Here is an 18,827-nt window from a genome sequence, read left to right as displayed (position 1 = left end):
GGTCCGCGGCGACGGCAAAAAAATCTCTCGTGAAAGCATGGATATTCCTGTGTGCAGAGAAAGACGTTCGACCTCGGCGAGGCCGGGATGGACAAGCGTACTGACGGTCCGCGTCACGGATTCGCCGGCATGCTTGGGAAAACCTGGGTGAAGGCGGTCGGCATCGGAACCCCCTGGAAAGGTGATGTGAGCGCGCGGGGATTTAGGTGCCGTGGCGCTGGCGCACGATCGCGGTCGCGCGGGCCTGAATGCCGAGCAAAAACGCGGCACTGGGGGCCAACGTGCGCGGGTGGACCGGCAGTTCGTCGTTATGGCGGAAGGTGCGCGTCGGGATCGACGCCTGCGCGGCGCAGGCATGGCACTGCGTCTCCGGGCGCGCGCGCCGCGCCTTGAGCTGCGAGGACGACAGCGTGGCGAGCGTGTCGCAGCAGCGATAGCGGACGCGATAGCCGTGGGGCAGTCGGGCCAGAATCGTGACGCCGCCCACGACGGCGCCGGGCTGAAACACCGCGGACCGCGGTCGCGTCGCGTGCGTGCTGGATGCGGCGGGCGGGGTGTCGGCAATGTTCGCCACCTGGCCCGAGCCGGGCGACAGGGCGACGGTCTCGTGTTGCGCGGTCATCGGGGTCTCTCCATCTCGACGAAAATCCCCGGCCAGTGGGCCGGTCCGGATCGGATCGACCGTGGGCGATCCGCGATTGCGTGGCGTGTCTTAAATTACGTGATAAAAAGTCGATCATCAACGGCTTTTTTGGTCGAAGAAAAGATTAAACAGTTGTAGTAAACTGGAAGTGTGAACCGTTTTTAAACGCAAACGGTGTTTTTACTCACCACAGGAGTTTCCATGTCGACTTTTGGCGAACGCATGAAACACGAGCGCAGAACGCTCAATATCACCCAGGCCGCGTTGGCCAAGATGGTCGGGGCGGTGCAGCAGACCATTCATCAGATCGAGAATGACGTGGGGCGCGATACGCGCTTTGCGGTCCAGATCGCCCAGGCGTTGGGCGTCAATGCGGAGTGGCTAAAAACCGGCGAGGGACCGAAAACGCAGGCGGATTGGCGCGTGTATGTCGACGCCAGCGGGCTGTCCGAGGACACCCGCGAGGCGCTGCGGGAGATGATCGCCGCCGTGGCGTCCGGGCGGTTTTCCGAACGGCGCCTCTGGATGTTGATGCGGACGTTTCTGGATGACTAATGGCTGGTATTAAAACTTTTTTATTGATTGACCGTTTAACGATTAAAAATGTACTCTGATTTCTCGTTGTCCTTCCGCCTGCGAGTCCTCCCATGTCGACTGCCGTTTCCCCGCGCGACCCGCCCCCCTCCATGAGCGAGGGGTCGCGGACACTGACATCAGCGCCATCGAAGGCGCGTTCCAGATCCGCCAAGCCATGCGCGACCCCGCCCGGTGAGAGGATTTGCGCGATCCGTTGCGTCAGTCCGTCGCGTCGCTCGATGCGATGCACGCAGCGTTCTGAGACGTGTTGACACCGGCGCAGGTCTCGGCATGACAAACGACCGGGCGGCGTTGCGCGAGCGCGTTCTCGCGCCGTGAGCCCGTCATCGACGGACGCGCGAGGACTGGCGTGGCTTCGCGCGGGCAGCGGATGGCGACGCTTGGTGGCACGACCGTGCGACCCGGATGGCGGTCGCGACAGACCTGGCACAGATCGATGCCGATACCTGGCGGACCGACATGGCCCGCCTCCAGCGTCACATCCAAGGCGCGCCGCTCTCGGCCTGAGCGCCAGCCGTGCGTCCAACCCGAATCCTGCTCGACAAGGAGGCTGATGTACCCGCTGATCCCCGTGCTCTTTCGCCATTCCGTGCTGTTTTTGGTGCCTGTCGAGGGGCAGCCGTTCGTGCTGATGAAGCCCTTGGTGCTGGCGATGGGGCTGGTGTGGTCGGTGCAGCAGGAAAAACTCCTCAAGGATGTCCGCTGGCACGCCCAGACGCTTCCGCTCGCCGATGCCGACGGGGCGTCGGCGGCGGTGTGTCTGCCCCTGCGCAAGCTGTTCGGCTGGCTAACCAGTCTGCGGCCGTACCAGGCGAAAGCCGCGACGGACAACCGCGACAATTTTCTCACCTTTCAAAAAAACTGCGACGAGATCCTCTGGAACGCTTGGCGCAAGGGCGAATTCGCCCGGCTGACCGCACGGCCCGTGGCGCGGATTCCCGACCTCGGGCCGGAACCGATACCCGCCGTCGCAGCGCTCGCGGGGGTTCCTCCGGTGCCACCGATCGCACAGGACGTGGTGACGGATCGTGAGGATGAGCGCGAGATCCCGCTGGTCCCGGTGTTTCCGGGGGAGATCGGCGGGGTCGCCGGACAGGTCTGCCATGCGACCGATTTACATGCCTTTCTCGGTGTGGCCTCGAAGTTTGCCGACTGGATCGGAAACCGAATTGCGAAATATGGATTCATTGAGAATCAAGACTTTACGAGTTTTTCTAAAAATTTAGAAAAACCCAAAACGGGCCGCCCTACCAAGGATTACCTTATCACCCTCGACATGGCCAAAGAACTGAGCATGGTCGAGAACAACGCCAAAGGCCGCGAAGCCCGGCGTTATTTCATCGCCATGGAGCGCCAGGCGCTGGCTGCCGCCGGGCCGTCGGTACCGATGATCCGTCCGTCTGCACCCGCCCCCGCGTGGACCGACGGCCCGCGTCCGTTTCCCGCGCTCGACCTGACGCTCCAGGTGGCGGAAGTCGCCATGCGGAATCTGCGCTTGTCCGAGACCTCGAAAATTCGTCTGTTGGCTGACATCTGCCGGACCAAGGGCGTGTCGAGTTCGTTTTTGCCGGAGTTCGTCGACGAATCGCTGGTGCGCGCGCTCACGGATTTGTTGAAGGAACACGGGAGCGCGCACTCGACGATCGTCGCGAATCAAGCCTTGCTGGACCTGGGGCTACTGGAAATCCTCACGCGCAAAAGCGCCAAGGGCACCGTGCGGGCGTTCAAGAGCCTCACCCTGGACGGTCTGGCCTATGGTCGCAACGAGACCAGTCCGCAAGCGCCCCGCGAAACTGCGCCGCTGTATTTCGCTGCGTCGTTTCCGACATTGCTGGCGCGCATCGAGGCGCACCTCGCGACGGCGGTAAGCGACCGGCCGCGCGCGCGGCGTCTAGGATCGTCGGTGCATTAAAGGATGTCAACGATGCCAATCAACGAACCGACTTCGCGCGATCTTCCTGCCGAAATGACCGCCGAGATCCGGCTCGCCATGACGGCGGCAATGTCGCGTTCCGAACGCTTTTTAACCCATCGCGAATGTTTACGGCGCGTCTTGGCGCGCTTGGGGACGCCAGGCGATGCGGATGGCCTGCTCAGCGCGTGGGGGTATCGACCGGATGCCTTGATGCGCACGCGCGGGGCGTTGCTCGGGACGCGCACGGTACAGGCGCTGCTGGACACCATGGCGGCCACGCAAGCGCGACAGTCGATCCAACCCATCCCGCCGAACACGGGCAGGTTACGCCTGGAGGAATCCGAATGACCGCGCCAAGCGCCTGGCGACCGCCCGGATGGAGATGCTGAAGCCGTGCGTCGCTTGACCCGTGATCACCGATCCGGCAGGGCGAGCGCGTGCCATTATCAAAAAGTCCACGAGAAGCGCTGCCGCGAACATTATCCGCGCGGGACGCAGGTTCCTTTGCGGAGCGCCATGCTCGGCGTTTTCGAGACGCCCGAGGCCGCGCGCGCATGCTGCGAGCAGGTGTTCGGCACGCCATTGGAGCCGAAGGCGGAGGCGGTGCTGGACCTGGAGTTGGATTTCGCGCGTTGCGCTTGAAGGCAGAACGGCATGACCGCATGGCATCTTTTTTGACCGGTCAGTGCGCAGAGGGGAACAGGCCCGGCATCCAATCACTCGCCAGCCGCGCCGGGAAGGCCAGAACGAGCGGCGCACGACTGCTTTCGGACGCAACCACCCCCTCCTCGCTCAACGCGGAGACAATCCGCCGCGCCTGCCGGTCTCCTGTCCCGACAATCCCCGGCACCTCGCCACGCGGCAACGCGCCACGGTACAGCAAGGCGTCGAGCACCACCTCGGCTTTGGGCGGTAAGCGACCCCGCTCAATCGCTTCCTGTGCCCAGCGTCGAACGCGCCCACGCAGTCGATCCGGCTGCATCAGGTTTTCCATGAAATCCACTTGATCGATGCAGAGATCGAGAAAGAAACAAACAAAATCGGCCAAGGCCGACTCGCTCAACTGCCCTCTCCCGTCGAGATCGTTCTGCCGGGGACTATCACAGGCCGCCAGATGGCGCTGGTACGCATCGACGTTGCGGGCCAGCCCGCGCGCGACCGACCAGATGGCGCCGCTGTCCAATGTTTCGAGCAGGATGGCGTGTGACATCAAGCGCGCCACCCGCCCGTTGCCGTCAACAAAGGGATGGATCCAGAGCAGGCGGTGATGGGCGCAGGCCGCCGCCAGGATAGTGTCAGCCCGCCCCAGTTTGCGATAGGCTTGCGCGAAACGCGCCAGAAAGCGTGGCACCGCCCCTGGACTGACCGCAAGATGCCGGCCGACCCTCACATCCCGGCCACGCCATGCCCCTGGCACGACGCTGACGCGCGCCGTCGCCTCCAGGTCTTCCGCCCAGAGCAATTCATCGGGCAGATCCCGGCAAAACCGCTGGTGAATCTCGCAAATGCCTTCAGGAGTCAGGGCGTCTCCGCGCAAACCGCCTGCGTCGATCCATTCCTGAACCGCAATATGGGCTCGCGCTTCCCGTTGCAGATCGCGCTTGCGGGAATCCGTGCTGAAGTCCTGCCTGAGTGCGCGCTCGATCTCAATGGGATGCGTGTCATGTCCCTCGATCAAATTGCTGTAATAGCAATTCATTGCACGCACTAAGGTTGCCAGAGAGGGCAGCAGACTGTCTGGCAACGCGCGCCGTAACCCGGTGGACTTCTGGGCCAGCGCCAAGGTCCGGTCGATGATCTCACCCCGACGCCTGGCCCCCTCTGGGATAAGCATCGGCTCCATCAGTCCAACGGATTCGCCCCGGTCAACCGCCTCCATGTCCACTTTTTTATGCTCCAAAATCTTGTGATGAATTCTTCAATATCATGGATCTAGGACAGATCAAAGCAAAACGACCCACAGTTTCATGTCCGGTTTCATGTCCGGTTTTTTGGCCGCGACCGCCGCATCGCGCCGAAACTCGGAAAGTCGCATGACCGCATAGTGGCATAACTGCATGATCCCATGGCGGCATGAGTGCATGACATCGATTTCTTCGAGAAAAACCCGCCGGTCAAGATGGGTGAAGACGGTTGATCGGCAAGCGGGCATCGGTCAAGCGATCCGCCACTGCTCAATGTGGCACACGATCCGTCAAGGCCACGCCCGGCGGCTGCTTGAGGATTTGGACCATGGCCCGCAGTTCATCGGTCTGCGCCGCCCGTTCGCGGAGAGTCACGACCTCGATCCGCAGCTCGTTCATGGACCGCTCGGCGTTCGCCCGCGCCTGCCGTTCTTCCTCCAGCGTGCGTTCGAGTCGCTGCACTTTCTTCCCCGCCAGATCGGCAATGCTTTTGGCTTCTTTCGCGTGGTTGCGGCTGCTTTCCAGTTCCGCCTGGGCGCGTTGCGCCTCGGCAGGGGGGCGGCCCTGGGCCTGGCGCAGCTCGCCAATCAGGGTGCGCGCCCTCTCCAGGTCGGCATGGGCGCGCGTCAACTCAGCTTCGCGTTGACCGTTGCAGGCGCTCAGTGCGTTGGTCTGGCGCTGCGCCTCGCGTCCATCCTGTTCCAGCGTCGCGAGACGCCGGGCGCGTTCTTCCGCCACGGCCTGGATCTCGCGTGCGTGGGCGCGCGCCTGTTCGTGCGCCCGACGTTCGGTATCCAGCGCCTCGGCGCCGGCGCGTCGCTGTTCCTGCGCGTCTTCCAGCGCGTCATCGAGGCGGGCGATCTCGGCGAGCATCTCGGTGCGTTCGCGCTCGACCTCCTCTCGCAGTTTTTTCAAGGCGTCACGTTCGGCCTCCAGGGCCGTCTGCGCCGTCTTCCAGGCGACCCCCCAGACTTGGCGTATCGCCGCCTCGACGGCTTCGGGGAGCGGCGGGAGCGCCTCCTGACGCAGACCCGCGTGCTGGGACTTCCAGGCCGAGAGCCATTTGGTGACGTTGTTCGGACTGCCGCCGCCCAAGTGGGTGCGGACGCTGACCACGGTCGGGGTCTTGCCTTGCAGGGTCAGTGCCTCGCAGGCGTCGTTGACCTGTTCTTGCGTGATGCCGGGACGTGCCATGGAAGGTGCCTGGGGTCGAGATGGTATAAAGATACCATACCATAGCATATCGTTATGACGTAATAATGCTATTTTTATGATCGAAGCGATGGGATCGCCAAAACGGCGCGCCGGGTTCGGGTTCTGGGGCCATCGCCGCGGACCGCCAGGGACGGCATTCGCCGGCGTGCCAGCTCGGTGGCGGATCGCGTATCCTCACCGCCACACCTCCCGGCTGGGTTGACCGGCCACTCTGTCGACAGGAGAAAACGACCGATGAGCCGTTCAACTCTGGACAAGGCGCCTGGCCTCATCCTCGCTCTCTTGGCCTGTGCCGCCGCCCTCTCTGGCTGTGGGAAGGCGTTGGTGCATAAACCTGCCGAAAGCGTCTAATCTAGCGGTGGTTTCAGCGAAGAGCATCCCCAGACATGTCATCGACAAGCATCGACACCACAACGAGCGGCGGCAAGCTCGTCTTCCATCTCTTCGGTAAGTGTCAAGGTAGTTGTCGCATTGGTCATGTCGCTGTCAGTTGGTTTTGATGCTCCGTCGTGGTCGGTTTTCCAGGGTTGAGGAAGACCGTGGTCTCGGGCTTCCAGTTGCGCGTCGTGCCGCTCCAGCGTTCGGGATGCTGGGCCTTGGCCACCCGATAGAGGGCGTCACGCCGGGCGAGCAGGTCAATATCCTCGCCGCGATGGCGCTGCGCGGGGGTGACGAAGCGCAGGGCGCTGTGGCGGTGCTCGGTGTTGTACCAGCGATCGAATCCGTCGACCCAGGTACGGGCGTCCTCGAGGCTCGCGAAGGGCTGTTCGGGAAACCCTGGATGCCCCTTGAGGGTGTTGAACAGCGACTCCGAGAAGGGGTTGTCATCGCTCACCGAGGGTCGGCTAAACGAGGGCACGACGCCCAGGCGCTGCAAGGTGGCCAGCCTGGTGGCGCCTTTCATGGGCGCGCCATTGTCCGAATGCAGGACCAAGGCCTCGGCCCGCACCCCCTCGCGCAGATGGGCCTTGCGGAAAACGCTGGCGGCCTGCTCGGCGGATTCGTTCGGGTAGACCTCCCAACCGACGATCTTGCGGCTGAAAACATCCATGATCAGATACAGATAGAAGAACATCCCGCGCACCGTGGTGCTCAAATACGTGATGTCCCAGCTCCAGACCTGATTGGGGCCGGTGGCCGTCAGCGGCGCCGGTCGCGCGCGCGGGGGCGCCTTGGGCCGGCCGCGGCGGGCGAGTTGATCGGCGGCCCGCAGGACGCGGTAAAAGGTCGCTTCCGAGGCCAGATAGCGCCCCTGATCGGCCAGCGCCGGGACGATCTGGTGCGGGGACAGGTGGGCGAATTCCGCCTGGTTGGCCACCGTCAGGATGGCGCGGCGCTCGGCGTTCGTGAGGCGGTTGGCCGGGGTGCGCACGGCGCCGGGCGCGCGATGCTCGCGGCAACGGGCATCGCCCTGGATGGCGCCCGCCTGGCGCCAGCGCTGCAAGGTGCGGGCACTGAGTCCGACGGCGGCGCAGGCCCGCTCCACGCGTGCCCCCGCACTGACCGCTTCGCCGATCCAGCCGCTCACTTGGACGCGCCGCGCTTGACGGAGGGAGCGTCCGCGGGATCCTCCCAAATCCCCCGGACTTTTTTTTGGAGCAGCAACAAGGCGGCGGCCTCCGCCAGCGCCTGGTCCTTGCGCTGCAACTCCTTGGACAACTGCTTGATCTGCTCGCGCTCGGCACGCTGTTCGCGGCGCTCGGCGTGGGTGGGTTGGGGTTCGTTGGCGCGCTGGCAGGCGCTGCGCCAGGTGGCGATCTGCTCGGCAAACAGCCCCTTGCGTCGACAGTACGCGCCCAGATCCAGTTCGTTGAGAGTCGCCGTCTCCACCACCGCCGCGAACTTCTCGGCGCTGCTCAGGACGCCGACCGGACCGGCCGGGGTGGTCACCAGCCCCGTCGGGTCGCCGGCTTGACGGCGCCAACCGTAGAGGGTGTCACGGGGAATCCCGTGCTCGTGCGCCAACGTGGGCACGCTGACGGAATTGGGGGGAAGCATCTTGGTCAGGATGCTGGCTTTCAGTTCGTTCGAGTAAGTCTTCAAGAGTCGTCGCCTCGTTGCAGATCCCAGAGGGTCGCGCCGCGCCCCTGGGTCGTCGCTGCTCAGTCGCCCTACGGGCTCCTTCTCAGCGACGACCCAGGGGCGCTAGGCCCCAGGACTGTCATGCCCCCATCCTCACACACATCCTCCCAAAGGGAGGCGACTTCTATCCTGACACCGGGGGTCTTCGCCTCGCTCGCTGAGTTCGAACGGGACATCATCCGCGACCGGACGAAAGCCGGGTTGTCCGCCGCGCGGGAGCGCGGGAGGACGGGGGCCGACCGGCGGGGGTGGACGAACGAAAGAAGAAAGCCGCCCTGGCGCTGAAGAAGGACTCCGGACGGAGCGTCAAGGAGATTTGCGAGATCGTGGGCATCTCCCGGAACACGTATTACAAATACACGCGCGCCGACGGCCAGCCGGAGCCAGGCGGCAAATCGCCTGCTTCGGGCAGACCGGAAGGACCGGGGGAACCGAAAGCGAAGGAATGCCCGTCCACGCATCGACCCACGGTGGCGAAAGTGACGCTGCGGCTTCGGGTAGAGAACAACAGCAAATTCGTTCGTGGGAAGGGCAAGGTCCGGGAGGAGATCGAGCGGTATGTGCTCAGCCGCTTCGCCATGCAGAAGGCCGACCAGAAGGGTTGTGAATACCTCCTATCGGTACCTTACACATCCGATGAGGAGCTGGATCGCACCATCTACGAGGAAATCTGCGCTGAAGCGGAGCGGTATGCGGACCTTCGGCATTGCTTCATCGAAGCTGACATCAGCTCGGCGGACGATCCGGAAAAAAGCTGGTGAGGCTGAGGGGTTGAGCCTGTCGGGCAGTTCCGACCGTCGAGTCACATCGTTGTGGCCCAAAAATGAAGGAATCGTTGTCGTACCCCGACTTGCGTTGCTGACATCTTGGGCGTGGTATCGCAAGAGCGGCAGTTGCCGCCGGTTCGTAGGCGGGCTTGGCGACCTGCTGCGAACGGTCGGATGACCGCCGAACGGGCCGTTACGCCTGTCTGTCGCGGCCGATAACGTGAGTAACCATCCCCCGGCAGAGCCGGGGGCCTTGAACTCGTGAGCCGCTCAAAGCGGCAAGGGGACGCTAACGCGGCCCCACGGTTAATGCGCCACCTAAAGGTGGCAAATCAGCGCCAGAGGTTTAACTGATCCAAACGTTGGTTTTCCTGCTCCTGGCGGCGAATGTATTGGCGAATCACCGCTTCATCCCGTCCCACCGTGGACACAAAATACCCCCGCGCCCAGAAGTGCTGGCCCGTGAAATTTTGCTTCCGCTCCCCGTCGACGCGGGCCAAGTGAATGGCACTCTTGCCTTCGATGAATCCGACCACTTGTGAAACAGCGTACTTGGGCGGGATCGCGATCAACATGTGAACATGGTCCGCCATCAGATGCCCTTCTTCAATGCGGCTTTCCTGTTGTCTGGCCAGATTGTGGAACACCTCGCCCAAATGCTGACGCAGCTGCCCATAGAGTACGCGGCGACGGCACTTTGGAATGAAAACAATATGATATTTGCACTCCCACTTGGAGTGACTTAGGCTTTGATTGTCCATCGGGATTCTCCCAGTCGTGTGCTTTGGCGGCTCACGGCACGGAGTGTCCCCGATGGACTCCCGTCAATGTCAAACTGCTACTGTCACCCCGGCAGAGCCGGGGGATTACCTTTTTTATTTATGTGAAGTCACAGGGAACACAATCTGACCAGAGAGCAGTCGAACGAGGCTCTGGGCGGCCCGGATAGTTGTTCGCCGACAAACGCGAGAACCGGGGCCGACAGTTCCCCCGCGCAGGTGTTTCGGACATCGTTGACTACCCTCGGTGAGTTTGCAATTCCAAGGGTATGCGCGTTCGCAGATCCTGCCACCTCCCCGATACCCACGCTATAAGCTCCGGGATCATAAGATAGGGTCCAGTGAACCGCTGTCGAACGACCGCTCTCGAATACCGGGGGGATCGGCCTGGGGCCAGCAGACAGCAAGAGCCATGAAATGGTTGGTGTCCGGTCGCCATTGGCGGAAGTGCCAATAGCCCCTAAATGATTGCGAATCCTGAAACCGCACCCGAATGGGATCGAAGTCACAAGCGAAATCGGCCAGTGGCTGCGACAGTCCCAACCCAGTAGCTTTGATGACTGATTCCTTAAGCGTCCACAACGCGATGAAATGCTCTTGACGCAGGTCCGGATCGGTGATAGCCAGTAGTTGCGCACGTTCCGTCGGAGCAAAAAAGGCATCCGCGATTGCCAGGTCGCTCGTCTGCTGACCGACCGCCTCCAGGTCGAGGCCGAGGGCGATTTCCCGGTTGCCTTGGTAAACGGCCGCCGCCACTCGCCGCCGGGTATGCGTGAGACTAAATTGGCATTTCGATTCCAAACGTGGACCGGTGATCATCGGCTTGCCGAACGACCCTGCCGCAAATTGCCAGGCGTCGGGGGCGACCCCGCGGCGTGCCGAAAGTAGGAAGCGCACTAGGCCATGCGCCGCGATGAAGGCCTGGCGGTCAGCGGCAAATCGATAGCGGGCGGCGCGCGTCCGTTCCGCTTGGTCCAGGATGGATTCCAGCCGCCGCCAGTCCGCGGGGTATAGTCTGTCGATAGCCAATGTGGCGATATGGATGGTTGTTGCGCTCAGGTCATCTAGCGAATCCTCCCGGGCCGCGCCGGCCGACGCATCGGTGATAACGTCCGCTGTCATATCATGCCAAGGTCTTCGCCAGACGTTTGGCCAAGGCCATGATGGTGAGCACCGGCGGGAGCCCGGGCGCGAGCGGCAACACGCTGGCGTCGCACACGAACAGGCCAGTCACCGCGGTCTGCAGTTCCGTATTCACCACCTCGCCGATGGCGGCCGTAGCCCCATTGTGTCCGCCGTAAATCTTGTCGAGTTTAATGATCGAGTCATCCGCGGCGCCCGCGGTTTGCAAAAGCTTTCGCGCCTGAGCCGCGCCCTGCTCGAATTTTCTTCTGTCCCCATCCGTGACGCGTTTCGAGACGCTACCGTCAGGAAACACCCGCCCCGTGGCTTCGTCGCCGATCTTGACCAGTATTCCCACCCAATGATTATTTCTGAACAGTTCAGACTTGTCTCCGAAGTAGTAACGGAGCTTCTTTCGGTTACTCACATACACCGTGCATAGGCTGATCCGGTGCTCTTGGGCCATCTCGGTATAGACCAGTTGCATCGGCGGTTCACGCGAGATGTCGATGTCCGGTGTCACGCCACACCAGATCTCGCAGAGATCGACGAACAGCCGCTGGCCGGCGGCCTCGATCCCAGAGTTTTGGAGGATGAGCGGTGTCTTCAAACCACCCGCGGCGAGCACGACCACATCAGCGGTCAGTCGCTCGACCCCGCCCGGGCCAGTCGCCTCGACCCCAACCGCCCGGCCATTTTCGATCAGGACCTTAGTGACGGTGGTGTGGTATAGGACTTCGGCGCCATGGGTCAGGGCGTCGTTCAAGAAGACTCTGCAGTCCCATTTCGCGCCGTTCGGGCAGCCAAGGCTGCACATGCCGCAGCCCTTGCATTTCGCGGGATCAATAAACTTGGGCATACGTCGCATCGGGATGCCGGCGGCGCCGAAGATATCCAGCAGTCTTAACGAGCCCTCCGGCGATAGCAAGGAATCGGCGATCGGTGCCACCGGCAGCTCGGCCTCGAGTTGCGCATATTCCTGCTGGAGCTCAATGCCCAGCGCAGCCAGATCTCGTTCGAGCGCCCGGACCCCGTTGCCGTTGCAGAGCACGGTGGCCCCGCCAGCCCCAAATGCCTGATAGATATCGATTCCTTCTTTTGAAGTGGCGATGGACAGCGGCTGCGGGAAGGCATCTGCGCCCATTTCCAATATCAGCACGTCCTTACCTTTCCGGCACAAATCCCGCGCCAAAGTCGCTCCACCAGCACCGGAGCCAACAATGATGATCTCATGATGTCGCATGGTCACGTCCTCACTGCGTCGCGGTTGGAAAGAACCCGCTTGTCTGTAAATAGTGGACCAGGGTCCGCAGATACGGGAGATAATCGCAGGGATAAAACACGCCCAGCCGGTGGAGCGCATCCTGAGTCATGGCGGAATCGCGCGCCGTGATCGCGTGACCTTCCGGATCGATCAGGTCTTCTCGCGCCTTGAGATAGATCTCTCGCAGCGGATACAAGGCATTTTTCTCGCCAATTCCTTCGAGCCGCTGTCGCCAGACATCGACACTCACCAGCTCGCAGGCAAGACCCAAGGTCCCCAGCACATCCATATACTCGGCCCAGTCTATCTGCACCGGATTGTTCATGTTGAACACACCGCCGCCCGGGGTCTCCAGCGACAACCTGACAATCGCTTCGGCAAGAACATCCACCGGCGTCATTTCGATGGGGCGTTGCCAGTCGGGGGCACATTTCATTTGCAAGCACCCTTTCACCAGCAGCAGGGCATGATTCTTTTCGGGAGAACAGACCCCCGTCAGGCTGTGCCCGGTGATATTGCCCGGGCGGAAAATATTGACCATCAGGCCCTTTTGCGCATGACGTTGGAGAATACGCTCCGCCGCCCATTTGGACATCACATAGCCGTTGGTGGAGATCGGCCGGTCGCCAATCTCGACTTCGACGATCCGCCCAACGTGGTCGCGGCGGCTGGCCACGGAGAGGGTGGAGATGAAATGAAAGACCTTGGGTCGGCCGTGCGCGGCGATCTTCAGCAATTCGATGACGCTGCCGACGTTCTCTCCCCGTACGGTACGGTAATCGAACATGTGATGGACGAACGCGCCACAATGCATGATGTGGTCTACGCGCTCATCGAACTCCTGGATCAGTGGCGGCTCCAGACCCAAGCCCGGCTTACCCAGGTCTCCCCGAACCAGGACGATGCGCGGATGCCCTTCCAGTTCCGGGTGTCCGTAGAAACGCAGCGTGTCGATGAATCGCGCCAAGGCCGCGTCGTCGTCTACACCTCTGACCAAGCAGTAGATCCGGGCGCTCGTGAGGGACAAAAACTTGTCCAGCAGATGAAAGCCCAGAAAGCCGGTAACCCCGGTCAGGAGTATGCCCTGGGGAGCTCCCGGCGTGGCTGGCGTTCCCGCGATGACTGGTAGGTCTTCCTGCGCATCCTTAAGGGCCAGCGCGAGATTGTCGTCACCAACCACCTCCTCCGGTCCGGACCTGTCGATCCGGGCGGCCATGGCGGCAATCGTTGGCCTGGAGAAGAGACTGGCCACGTTGATCTCCGCTCCGAACGTCTGCTTGACCAGGTCTAGCATTCGCACGGTGAGGATGGAGTTACCGCCCAATTCGAAGAAGCTGTCCTGTACACCGACGCTGCCGATCCGCAGCAAGTCTTGCCAGATGGCGACCAGCCGGCGTTCAGTTTCAGTGCGTGGCGCGACCTGCTCCCCTTTCTTCGCCATCACCAATGCGATTCCCGGGGCGAGAAGCTTGGTCCGATCGATTTTCCCGTTCCGGTTCAACTCGAATCGCTCGGTTTCCAGGAAGGCGGAGGGCACCATATAGTCTGGCAGCTGCGTCATCAGATGCGACTTCAACTCACCTTGGGACACCGCCCCGGGTGGCCCACTGGGAACCCAGTACGCGATCAGATTGCCCTCCCAAGGGACGACGATGCACTGCCTGACTCCCGGATGCGTCAACAGGGCCTTTTCCACCTCCTCAGGTTCAATCCGGAAGCCCCGGACTTTCACTTGGAAGTCGATCCTGCCAAGAATGTGAAGGGTCCCATCGGTGAGCCAGCGGACCCTGTCGCCGGTCTTGTACATCACCAGATTCGCACCCCGCTCGCGATCCTCGGGGGTGGCAAAGGGATTTGGGACGAACCGTTCGGCGGTCAGTTCCGAGCGGTTGAGGTAGCCAATCGCCACACCGTCGCCGCCGATATACAGTTCGCCGGGTACGCCCACCGGGACCAGTCGCCGATTTTCGTCGAGGACATAGGTGGTATAGTTGGCCAGCGGCCGGCCGATTGGCATGATGTCGCGCCCGGCGTCCTGGTCGGTCAATTCGTACAGCGTGCTGTAGGTGGTGCATTCCGTCGGCCCGTAGACCTGCATCAGGGCGGTCTGCGGCCCCTTGCACTGAAGCACCTTTCTCACGCAAGCGGCGTTCGCCATCTCCCCGCCGAAGTGAACGCACCTTAGACGCGTCAATACCTCGGGCTTCGTTTCGGTCAGCAGGTTGAACAGCGCCGTGGTAAAGAACGCGACCGTGGCCCCGTTTTCCCCCATGGTTGCCAGCAGTCGTTCCGGATTCAGCACCGTGTCGCTGTCGATGATCGCCACGGTCGCCCCGGTGACCAGCGCGCCCCATATCTCAAAGGTGGCTGCATCGAAGGCGTAATCGGCCATCTGCGCAAAGGTGTCGCTTTCCGAGCATCTATTTGCGGTGGCCGCGAGCACCAGGTTGTGCGCGGCGCGGTGTGGGACTGCCACCCCCTTGGGGACCCCGGTCGACCCCGAGGTATAAATGACAAAGGCGGTATCGGTCGCGCCGCTGAACGCGTCGAGGTCGTCTGCTGACTGCTGCGCGCCGGCGTTCCGGGCGGCGTCTATACCGATCAGCACCAAGTCGCCCTGCAATAGCAAGGGTACCCGCGCGGCGATGTCCGTTTGCGTGAGCACGACCTTGATGTCGGCATCATTGAGCATGAAGCGCAGACGGTTTTCCGGATAATCCGGTGACAGCGGCGCATAGGCGGCCCCCGCCTTGAGTATCGCCAGCATGCCGACGACCATATCGATCCCCCGGGTCACGCACAGACCGACACAGGCGCCGGCTTCGAGGTGCCGACCGAGCCGGGCCTGATCGGTTTGCCGCAGTTGCCTGGCCAGCCGATTGGCTCGGGCGTTCAGTTCGGAATAGGAGAGCCCCTGCCCACGGTGGATTACCGCTGTCTTGTCGGGATGGCGATGGGCTTGTTCCTCGAACAGTCTCGGGAGGGTCTTCTCGACCGGGTAAGGTACGCGGACGCCGACGCCGAAGGCTAGCAGCTCGGCGGCCTCGACGTCACCGATCATCGCCAGGTCGCTGACCCGCTGGCCGGGATCCCGAACGATTTCGCGCAACAGCGCGACATAGTGCGAGGTCATCCGCTCAATGGTCCCGCGCTCAAACAGATCGGTATTATATTCCCAGATCAAGGTCAGGTCTTCGTCCGGCGGGGCCGCCGCGCCCATGGCGACATGCTGTTCTGCCCGCGGGATGCAGATCAGGTTCATGTCGGTTTTCGCCGTCTGGTTGTGCCGTTCCAGGATGGTTCCCCGCACCCCGGCGAAGTCCAATACCGGCACAGCACTGTCATGAAAGGCAAAAATGACCTGGAAGAGGGGGTTGCGATCCGACTTGTGGCCGGCCTTGAGCCGTTCGACGATCGCCGGGAAGGGGGTGTCGTGGTGCTTGATGTCCTCGATGATGCCCTGTCTGGTCCTTTCCAGGAATTCGGTGAAGGTCGCGCGACCGGACAGATCGGCACAGAGCAAGACGATGTTGACGAACATGCCCAAGAGGCCTTCGGTCTCTTTCATATCGCGATTGGCGACGCCGGTGCCAACCAGCAACTTTTCCTGGTCCGAATACCGCGACAGCAGCACCGCGAAGACGGCGTACATCGTCATGAACAGCGTGACCTGGTGGCTCACACTGAAGGCTCGCAGGGCCTGATAGAGCTCAGGGTCGAGGTTGAAGCGAAGATTGTCGCCCCGGAAACCCTGGACCGCGGGCCGGGGTCGATCGGTATAAAGATTCAAGACATGGGGATAATCGCGAATCTTGTCGATCCAATAGCGCACTTTCTCATCCAGCCGCGTGCCAACGAGCATCTTTCTCTGCCACACCGCGTAATCGGCGTATTGAATTGACAGGGGCGCCAGCGGTGACTCCCTGCCGTCCACGAACGCGACGTACAGGGTCTTGAGCTCCTGCAGAAAGACCATGATCTCCCAGCCATCATGAATGAAGTGATGTTCAATGTGCAGTAACAGCCAATCATCCTGATCCAGGCAATAGATGCGTGACCGAAACAGCGGTAGCCGGGCATAATCGAAGGAGTGATTCAATTCCTCGCCGATGCATCGCTCGACCTCCTGCTCGCGGCGCTGCGCCGGCAGATGACGAAGATCGATCTCGGGAAGTTCGACCGGCCAGGGGTCGTGGATGACCTGAACCGGTACACCGTTGCGTTCATGGAAGGTCGTACGCAAGATTTCGTGTCGGCACACGATCTCCTGCAAGCAGCGCCGCAGGACATTTGGATCGAGCGGACCGCGCAAACGCACGCTGAACTGGCTGTTGTAGGCGCGATTATCGGGCACGAGCTTGCTCAGGAACCAGATCTGTTCCTGTTGGTACGTCAAGGGTATCGGCTGGTCGCGCGGAGCCTTCGGGATAGCCACCTCATCGTCGGCGCCCATGGCTTGCCGGTCTGCGACCAGACGGCTGATGCCGGCGACGGTGGGATGTTCGAAGACCTCCTTGGGGTCGAGGGTGGTCCGCAGCCGGCTGCGTATGGCGGCACAAATCTGCGCCACGATCAACGAGTGCGCCCCAAAATGAAAGATATTGTCGTCGATCCCCAGGGCCGGCATGTTGAGGGCCGCGGCAACGAGGTCGTGGATGGTGCATTCCAACTCATTGCGTGGTTTGGCCGGCGTGCTTTGCCAGCATTGCTTACTCAAACAGGATGCAGTCGTCTCGGTACCGGCGACGAAGGGCTGCGGGAGTGCCCGGCGATCGATCTTGCCATTGGGGTTGAGGGGAAACGACGCCATCTCCATGAATACCGATGGCACCATGAACGCGGGCAGTGCCGCGGCCAGATCTGCCGATAGGTCCCGCGGGTCGAGTCCCCCCGGCCGCATTGGGATGACATAGGCGATAAGCCGTTTCTGATGATAGTCGCCATAAGACAGCACCACGCAATCCTTGACGTCCGGATGGGCCTGCAGCCGCGTTTCGATTTCGCCCAATTCGACTCGGAACCCGCGGATCTTGATCTGATTGTCGGCGCGTTCGAGGTAAATCAGCTGCCCCGACCGCGACTGCTTCACGAAGTCGCCGGTCTTGTAGAGCACCAGGTTCTTGCCGAGTGCCCGCTGTTGATCCGTGGCGAACGGATTAGGGATAAAGTGTTCAGCGGTCAGCTCGGTGCGGTTTAGGTACCCGCGCGCAACACCGTCCCCGCCCAGGTACAACTCGCCCATCACAGCTGCCGGCACCGGTTGCAGATGCTCGTCAAGAACATAGGCATACATGCGTGCCAGTGGCACGCCGATCGGAATGACGGAAAGCGGGGAGTCAGTGTCTGAGAGGTGGCAGATCGTGGAAAAGCTCGTGCATTCCGTCGGACCATACGCATTGCAGAGGGTGAGGCCAGGGGACTTGTGAGCGAGGACATGCACGACCTTGACGGCGTTCGCCTCCTCGCCGCCGAAAATAGCGACCCGCAACCCGAGCAGCGCCTCGGCGTCGCCTTCCGCGAGTAGGTTGAAGACGGCAGTGGTGAAAAACTCAATGGTTACGCCATGACGACGCTGTGCCGCGGCCAGTCGTACGCCCGACAACAGCTCGGAGCGGTCGATGATGGCGAGGCGGGCGCCGTTCAGGAGCGCTCCCCAGATTTCAAAGGTGGCCGCATCGAAGGAAATGCTCGCGGTTTGCGCGAGGCAATCGCAACTTCGTACCTCGATATAGTTCTGATTCCGCACCAGGTGAATGACGGAACGATGCTCGACCATCACCCCTTTTGGTCGCCCCGTAGAGCCGGAGGTGTAAAGCACATAGGCCAGGGAGCGTGGGCCAACGATGGGCGAGAGGTTCTCGCAGGACTGTTGCGCGATCCAATCCCAGCCCCCATCAAGACAAATCACACCATAATCGCAATCGTCTAGAAAGAGCAATTGTTCGACCAGCGTTTGCTCGGTGATAATGATCGGTAATTGCGCGTCCTCCATCATCCATTTCAGACGGCTCTCGGGATAGGCCGGATCAAGAGGCAGATAGGCGCCACCCGCCTTGAGGATTGCGAGTAGCCCCACGATCATATTCGGCCCCTGATTAATATAGATACCGATCGGTGTATCCGGGGCTAGTTCTCGATCATACTGCAGACGATGGAGCCTGCGAATGGTATGCGCAGTCCGGTTCGCTCGCTCGTTCAACTCGGCATAGGAGAGTGTGCGATCACCAAAGACCACCGCGGGGGCGTCGGGATGTGCCGCGACGAATGCCTCAAATAACTCTGGAATCGTGCTATTTTCTGGATAGTCGAAGGAGATCGCATGGTTATTCATCTGGTACTCTCCTAGGGCGTGTCATCAATTCATGTTGTGTGGGATTAGCACTGAGATCCAGAGCCTTTCCATCATGTGAGCAGGATGCTGACCGCAGCCAAATGGACTCCCGCCAGGAAATTGCGGGCCAGCTTGTCATAGCGGGTGGCAATCGCTCTGAATTGCTTGAGTTTCTCGAAGAAGTTCTCGATCAGATGGCGCGCTTGGT

General features: G+C 61.8%; 15 protein-coding genes and 1 pseudogene. 6 read left to right on the top strand and 10 right to left on the bottom strand.

What is annotated here, in order from left to right; translation table 11 throughout:
• Nucleotides 1–202 precede the first annotated feature (202 nt).
• The gene (locus CCR95_RS22435; RefSeq protein ID WP_201098669.1) at nt 203–622 is read right to left on the bottom strand and encodes a hypothetical protein; all 420 of its coding nucleotides are present in this window, start codon (nt 620–622) and stop codon (nt 203–205) included.
• A gap of 222 nt (nt 623–844) precedes the next feature.
• On the opposite strand from CCR95_RS22435, the gene CCR95_RS22430 reads away from it, so the two are divergent.
• Nucleotides 845–1,198, top strand: a complete 354-nt coding sequence (locus CCR95_RS22430; RefSeq protein WP_201098668.1) for a helix-turn-helix domain-containing protein — start codon at nt 845–847, stop codon at nt 1,196–1,198.
• Nucleotides 1,199–1,438: 240 nt separating this feature from the next.
• Here CCR95_RS22430 and CCR95_RS22425 read toward each other — a convergent pair whose 3' ends face one another.
• Complete coding sequence (locus CCR95_RS22425; RefSeq protein ID WP_201098667.1) at nt 1,439–1,726, bottom strand: hypothetical protein; 288 nt, start codon at nt 1,724–1,726, stop codon at nt 1,439–1,441.
• A gap of 67 nt (nt 1,727–1,793) precedes the next feature.
• On the opposite strand from CCR95_RS22425, the gene CCR95_RS22420 reads away from it, so the two are divergent.
• From CCR95_RS22420 to CCR95_RS25985, 3 genes are all read left to right on the top strand, one after another.
• Entirely contained in the window at nt 1,794–3,152 is a 1,359-nt protein-coding gene (locus tag CCR95_RS22420; RefSeq protein WP_201098666.1) for an antA/AntB antirepressor family protein, read from the top strand.
• A gap of 12 nt (nt 3,153–3,164) precedes the next feature.
• Entirely contained in the window at nt 3,165–3,503 is a 339-nt protein-coding gene (locus CCR95_RS22415; protein WP_201098665.1) for a hypothetical protein, read from the top strand.
• Between the two features lie 168 nt (nt 3,504–3,671).
• The gene (locus CCR95_RS25985) at nt 3,672–3,797 is read left to right on the top strand and encodes a hypothetical protein (protein ID WP_276570299.1); all 126 of its coding nucleotides are present in this window, start codon (nt 3,672–3,674) and stop codon (nt 3,795–3,797) included.
• 40 nt (nt 3,798–3,837) lie between these two features.
• Here CCR95_RS25985 and CCR95_RS22410 read toward each other — a convergent pair whose 3' ends face one another.
• The 3 genes from CCR95_RS22410 to CCR95_RS22400 all read right to left on the bottom strand — a co-directional run bounded on the left by CCR95_RS22410 (nt 3,838) and on the right by CCR95_RS22400 (nt 8,317).
• Complete coding sequence (locus tag CCR95_RS22410) at nt 3,838–4,989, bottom strand: Fic family protein (protein WP_242523432.1); 1,152 nt, start codon at nt 4,987–4,989, stop codon at nt 3,838–3,840.
• Between the two features lie 340 nt (nt 4,990–5,329).
• Nucleotides 5,330–6,253, bottom strand: coding sequence for a DNA-binding protein (locus CCR95_RS22405; protein WP_201098664.1), 924 nt, complete (start codon nt 6,251–6,253; stop codon nt 5,330–5,332).
• 496 nt (nt 6,254–6,749) lie between these two features.
• Nucleotides 6,750–8,317 (bottom strand): IS3 family transposase gene (locus CCR95_RS22400; protein WP_420825686.1). Its coding sequence is split into 2 segments (ribosomal slippage): nt 6,750–7,861 and nt 7,861–8,317, totalling 1,569 coding nucleotides; the frame shifts between segments, so codons are not numbered across the junction.
• Between the two features lie 120 nt (nt 8,318–8,437).
• On the opposite strand from CCR95_RS22400, the gene CCR95_RS26520 reads away from it, so the two are divergent.
• Nucleotides 8,438–8,641, top strand: a complete 204-nt coding sequence (locus CCR95_RS26520; protein WP_201098663.1) for a recombinase family protein — start codon at nt 8,438–8,440, stop codon at nt 8,639–8,641.
• A complete protein-coding gene (locus tag CCR95_RS22390) occupies nt 8,605–9,117 on the top strand; it encodes a helix-turn-helix domain-containing protein (RefSeq protein WP_201098662.1) in 513 nt (170 codons plus the stop codon). Before CCR95_RS26520 ends, CCR95_RS22390 begins: the two co-directional genes overlap by 37 nt.
• A 338-nt stretch (nt 9,118–9,455) precedes the next feature.
• Here the strand turns inward: CCR95_RS22390 and tnpA are convergent, their stop codons facing one another.
• From tnpA to CCR95_RS22365, 5 genes and pseudogenes are all read right to left on the bottom strand, one after another.
• Nucleotides 9,456–9,884 carry an IS200/IS605 family transposase gene (gene tnpA / locus CCR95_RS22385; protein WP_201098660.1) on the bottom strand — a complete coding sequence of 143 codons (429 nt, stop codon included), beginning with the start codon at nt 9,882–9,884 and terminating at the stop codon, nt 9,456–9,458.
• A gap of 342 nt (nt 9,885–10,226) precedes the next feature.
• Nucleotides 10,227–11,024 carry a 4'-phosphopantetheinyl transferase family protein gene (locus CCR95_RS22380; RefSeq protein ID WP_201098658.1) on the bottom strand — a complete coding sequence of 266 codons (798 nt, stop codon included), beginning with the start codon at nt 11,022–11,024 and terminating at the stop codon, nt 10,227–10,229.
• Nucleotide 11,025: 1 nt separating this feature from the next.
• A complete protein-coding gene (locus CCR95_RS22375) occupies nt 11,026–12,267 on the bottom strand; it encodes an FAD-dependent oxidoreductase (RefSeq protein ID WP_201098656.1) in 1,242 nt (413 codons plus the stop codon).
• Between the two features lie 10 nt (nt 12,268–12,277).
• A complete protein-coding gene (locus CCR95_RS22370; RefSeq protein ID WP_201098654.1) occupies nt 12,278–18,619 on the bottom strand; it encodes a non-ribosomal peptide synthetase in 6,342 nt (2,113 codons plus the stop codon).
• A gap of 71 nt (nt 18,620–18,690) precedes the next feature.
• Nucleotides 18,691–18,827, bottom strand: a pseudogene (locus CCR95_RS22365) (IS5-like element ISLpl3 family transposase); the annotation flags it as partial.

The sequence above is a fragment of the Thiocystis minor genome, from assembly GCF_016653465.1.
Classification (GTDB): Bacteria; Pseudomonadota; Gammaproteobacteria; order Chromatiales; family Chromatiaceae; genus Chromatium; species Chromatium minus.
The sequence above is the reverse complement of the archived record's forward strand: the minus strand, read 5'-3'. Positions and strand labels throughout refer to the sequence as shown.

Coding starts and splice junctions, on each gene's coding strand:
- CCR95_RS26520 (WP_201098663.1), top strand. CDS start 8,438: ATGCCCCCATCCTCACACACATCCTCCCAAAGGGAGGCGACTTCTATC.
- tnpA (WP_201098660.1), bottom strand. CDS start 9,884: ATGGACAATCAAAGCCTAAGTCACTCCAAGTGGGAGTGCAAATATCAT.
- CCR95_RS22435 (WP_201098669.1), bottom strand. CDS start 622: ATGACCGCGCAACACGAGACCGTCGCCCTGTCGCCCGGCTCGGGCCAG.
- CCR95_RS22430 (WP_201098668.1), top strand. CDS start 845: ATGTCGACTTTTGGCGAACGCATGAAACACGAGCGCAGAACGCTCAAT.
- CCR95_RS22415 (WP_201098665.1), top strand. CDS start 3,165: ATGCCAATCAACGAACCGACTTCGCGCGATCTTCCTGCCGAAATGACC.
- CCR95_RS22420 (WP_201098666.1), top strand. CDS start 1,794: ATGTACCCGCTGATCCCCGTGCTCTTTCGCCATTCCGTGCTGTTTTTG.
- CCR95_RS22380 (WP_201098658.1), bottom strand. CDS start 11,024: ATGACAGCGGACGTTATCACCGATGCGTCGGCCGGCGCGGCCCGGGAG.
- CCR95_RS22410 (WP_242523432.1), bottom strand. CDS start 4,989: ATGCTTATCCCAGAGGGGGCCAGGCGTCGGGGTGAGATCATCGACCGG.
- CCR95_RS22405 (WP_201098664.1), bottom strand. CDS start 6,253: ATGGCACGTCCCGGCATCACGCAAGAACAGGTCAACGACGCCTGCGAG.
- CCR95_RS25985 (WP_276570299.1), top strand. CDS start 3,672: ATGCTCGGCGTTTTCGAGACGCCCGAGGCCGCGCGCGCATGCTGCGAG.
- CCR95_RS22375 (WP_201098656.1), bottom strand. CDS start 12,267: ATGCGACATCATGAGATCATCATTGTTGGCTCCGGTGCTGGTGGAGCG.
- CCR95_RS22370 (WP_201098654.1), bottom strand. CDS start 18,619: ATGAATAACCATGCGATCTCCTTCGACTATCCAGAAAATAGCACGATT.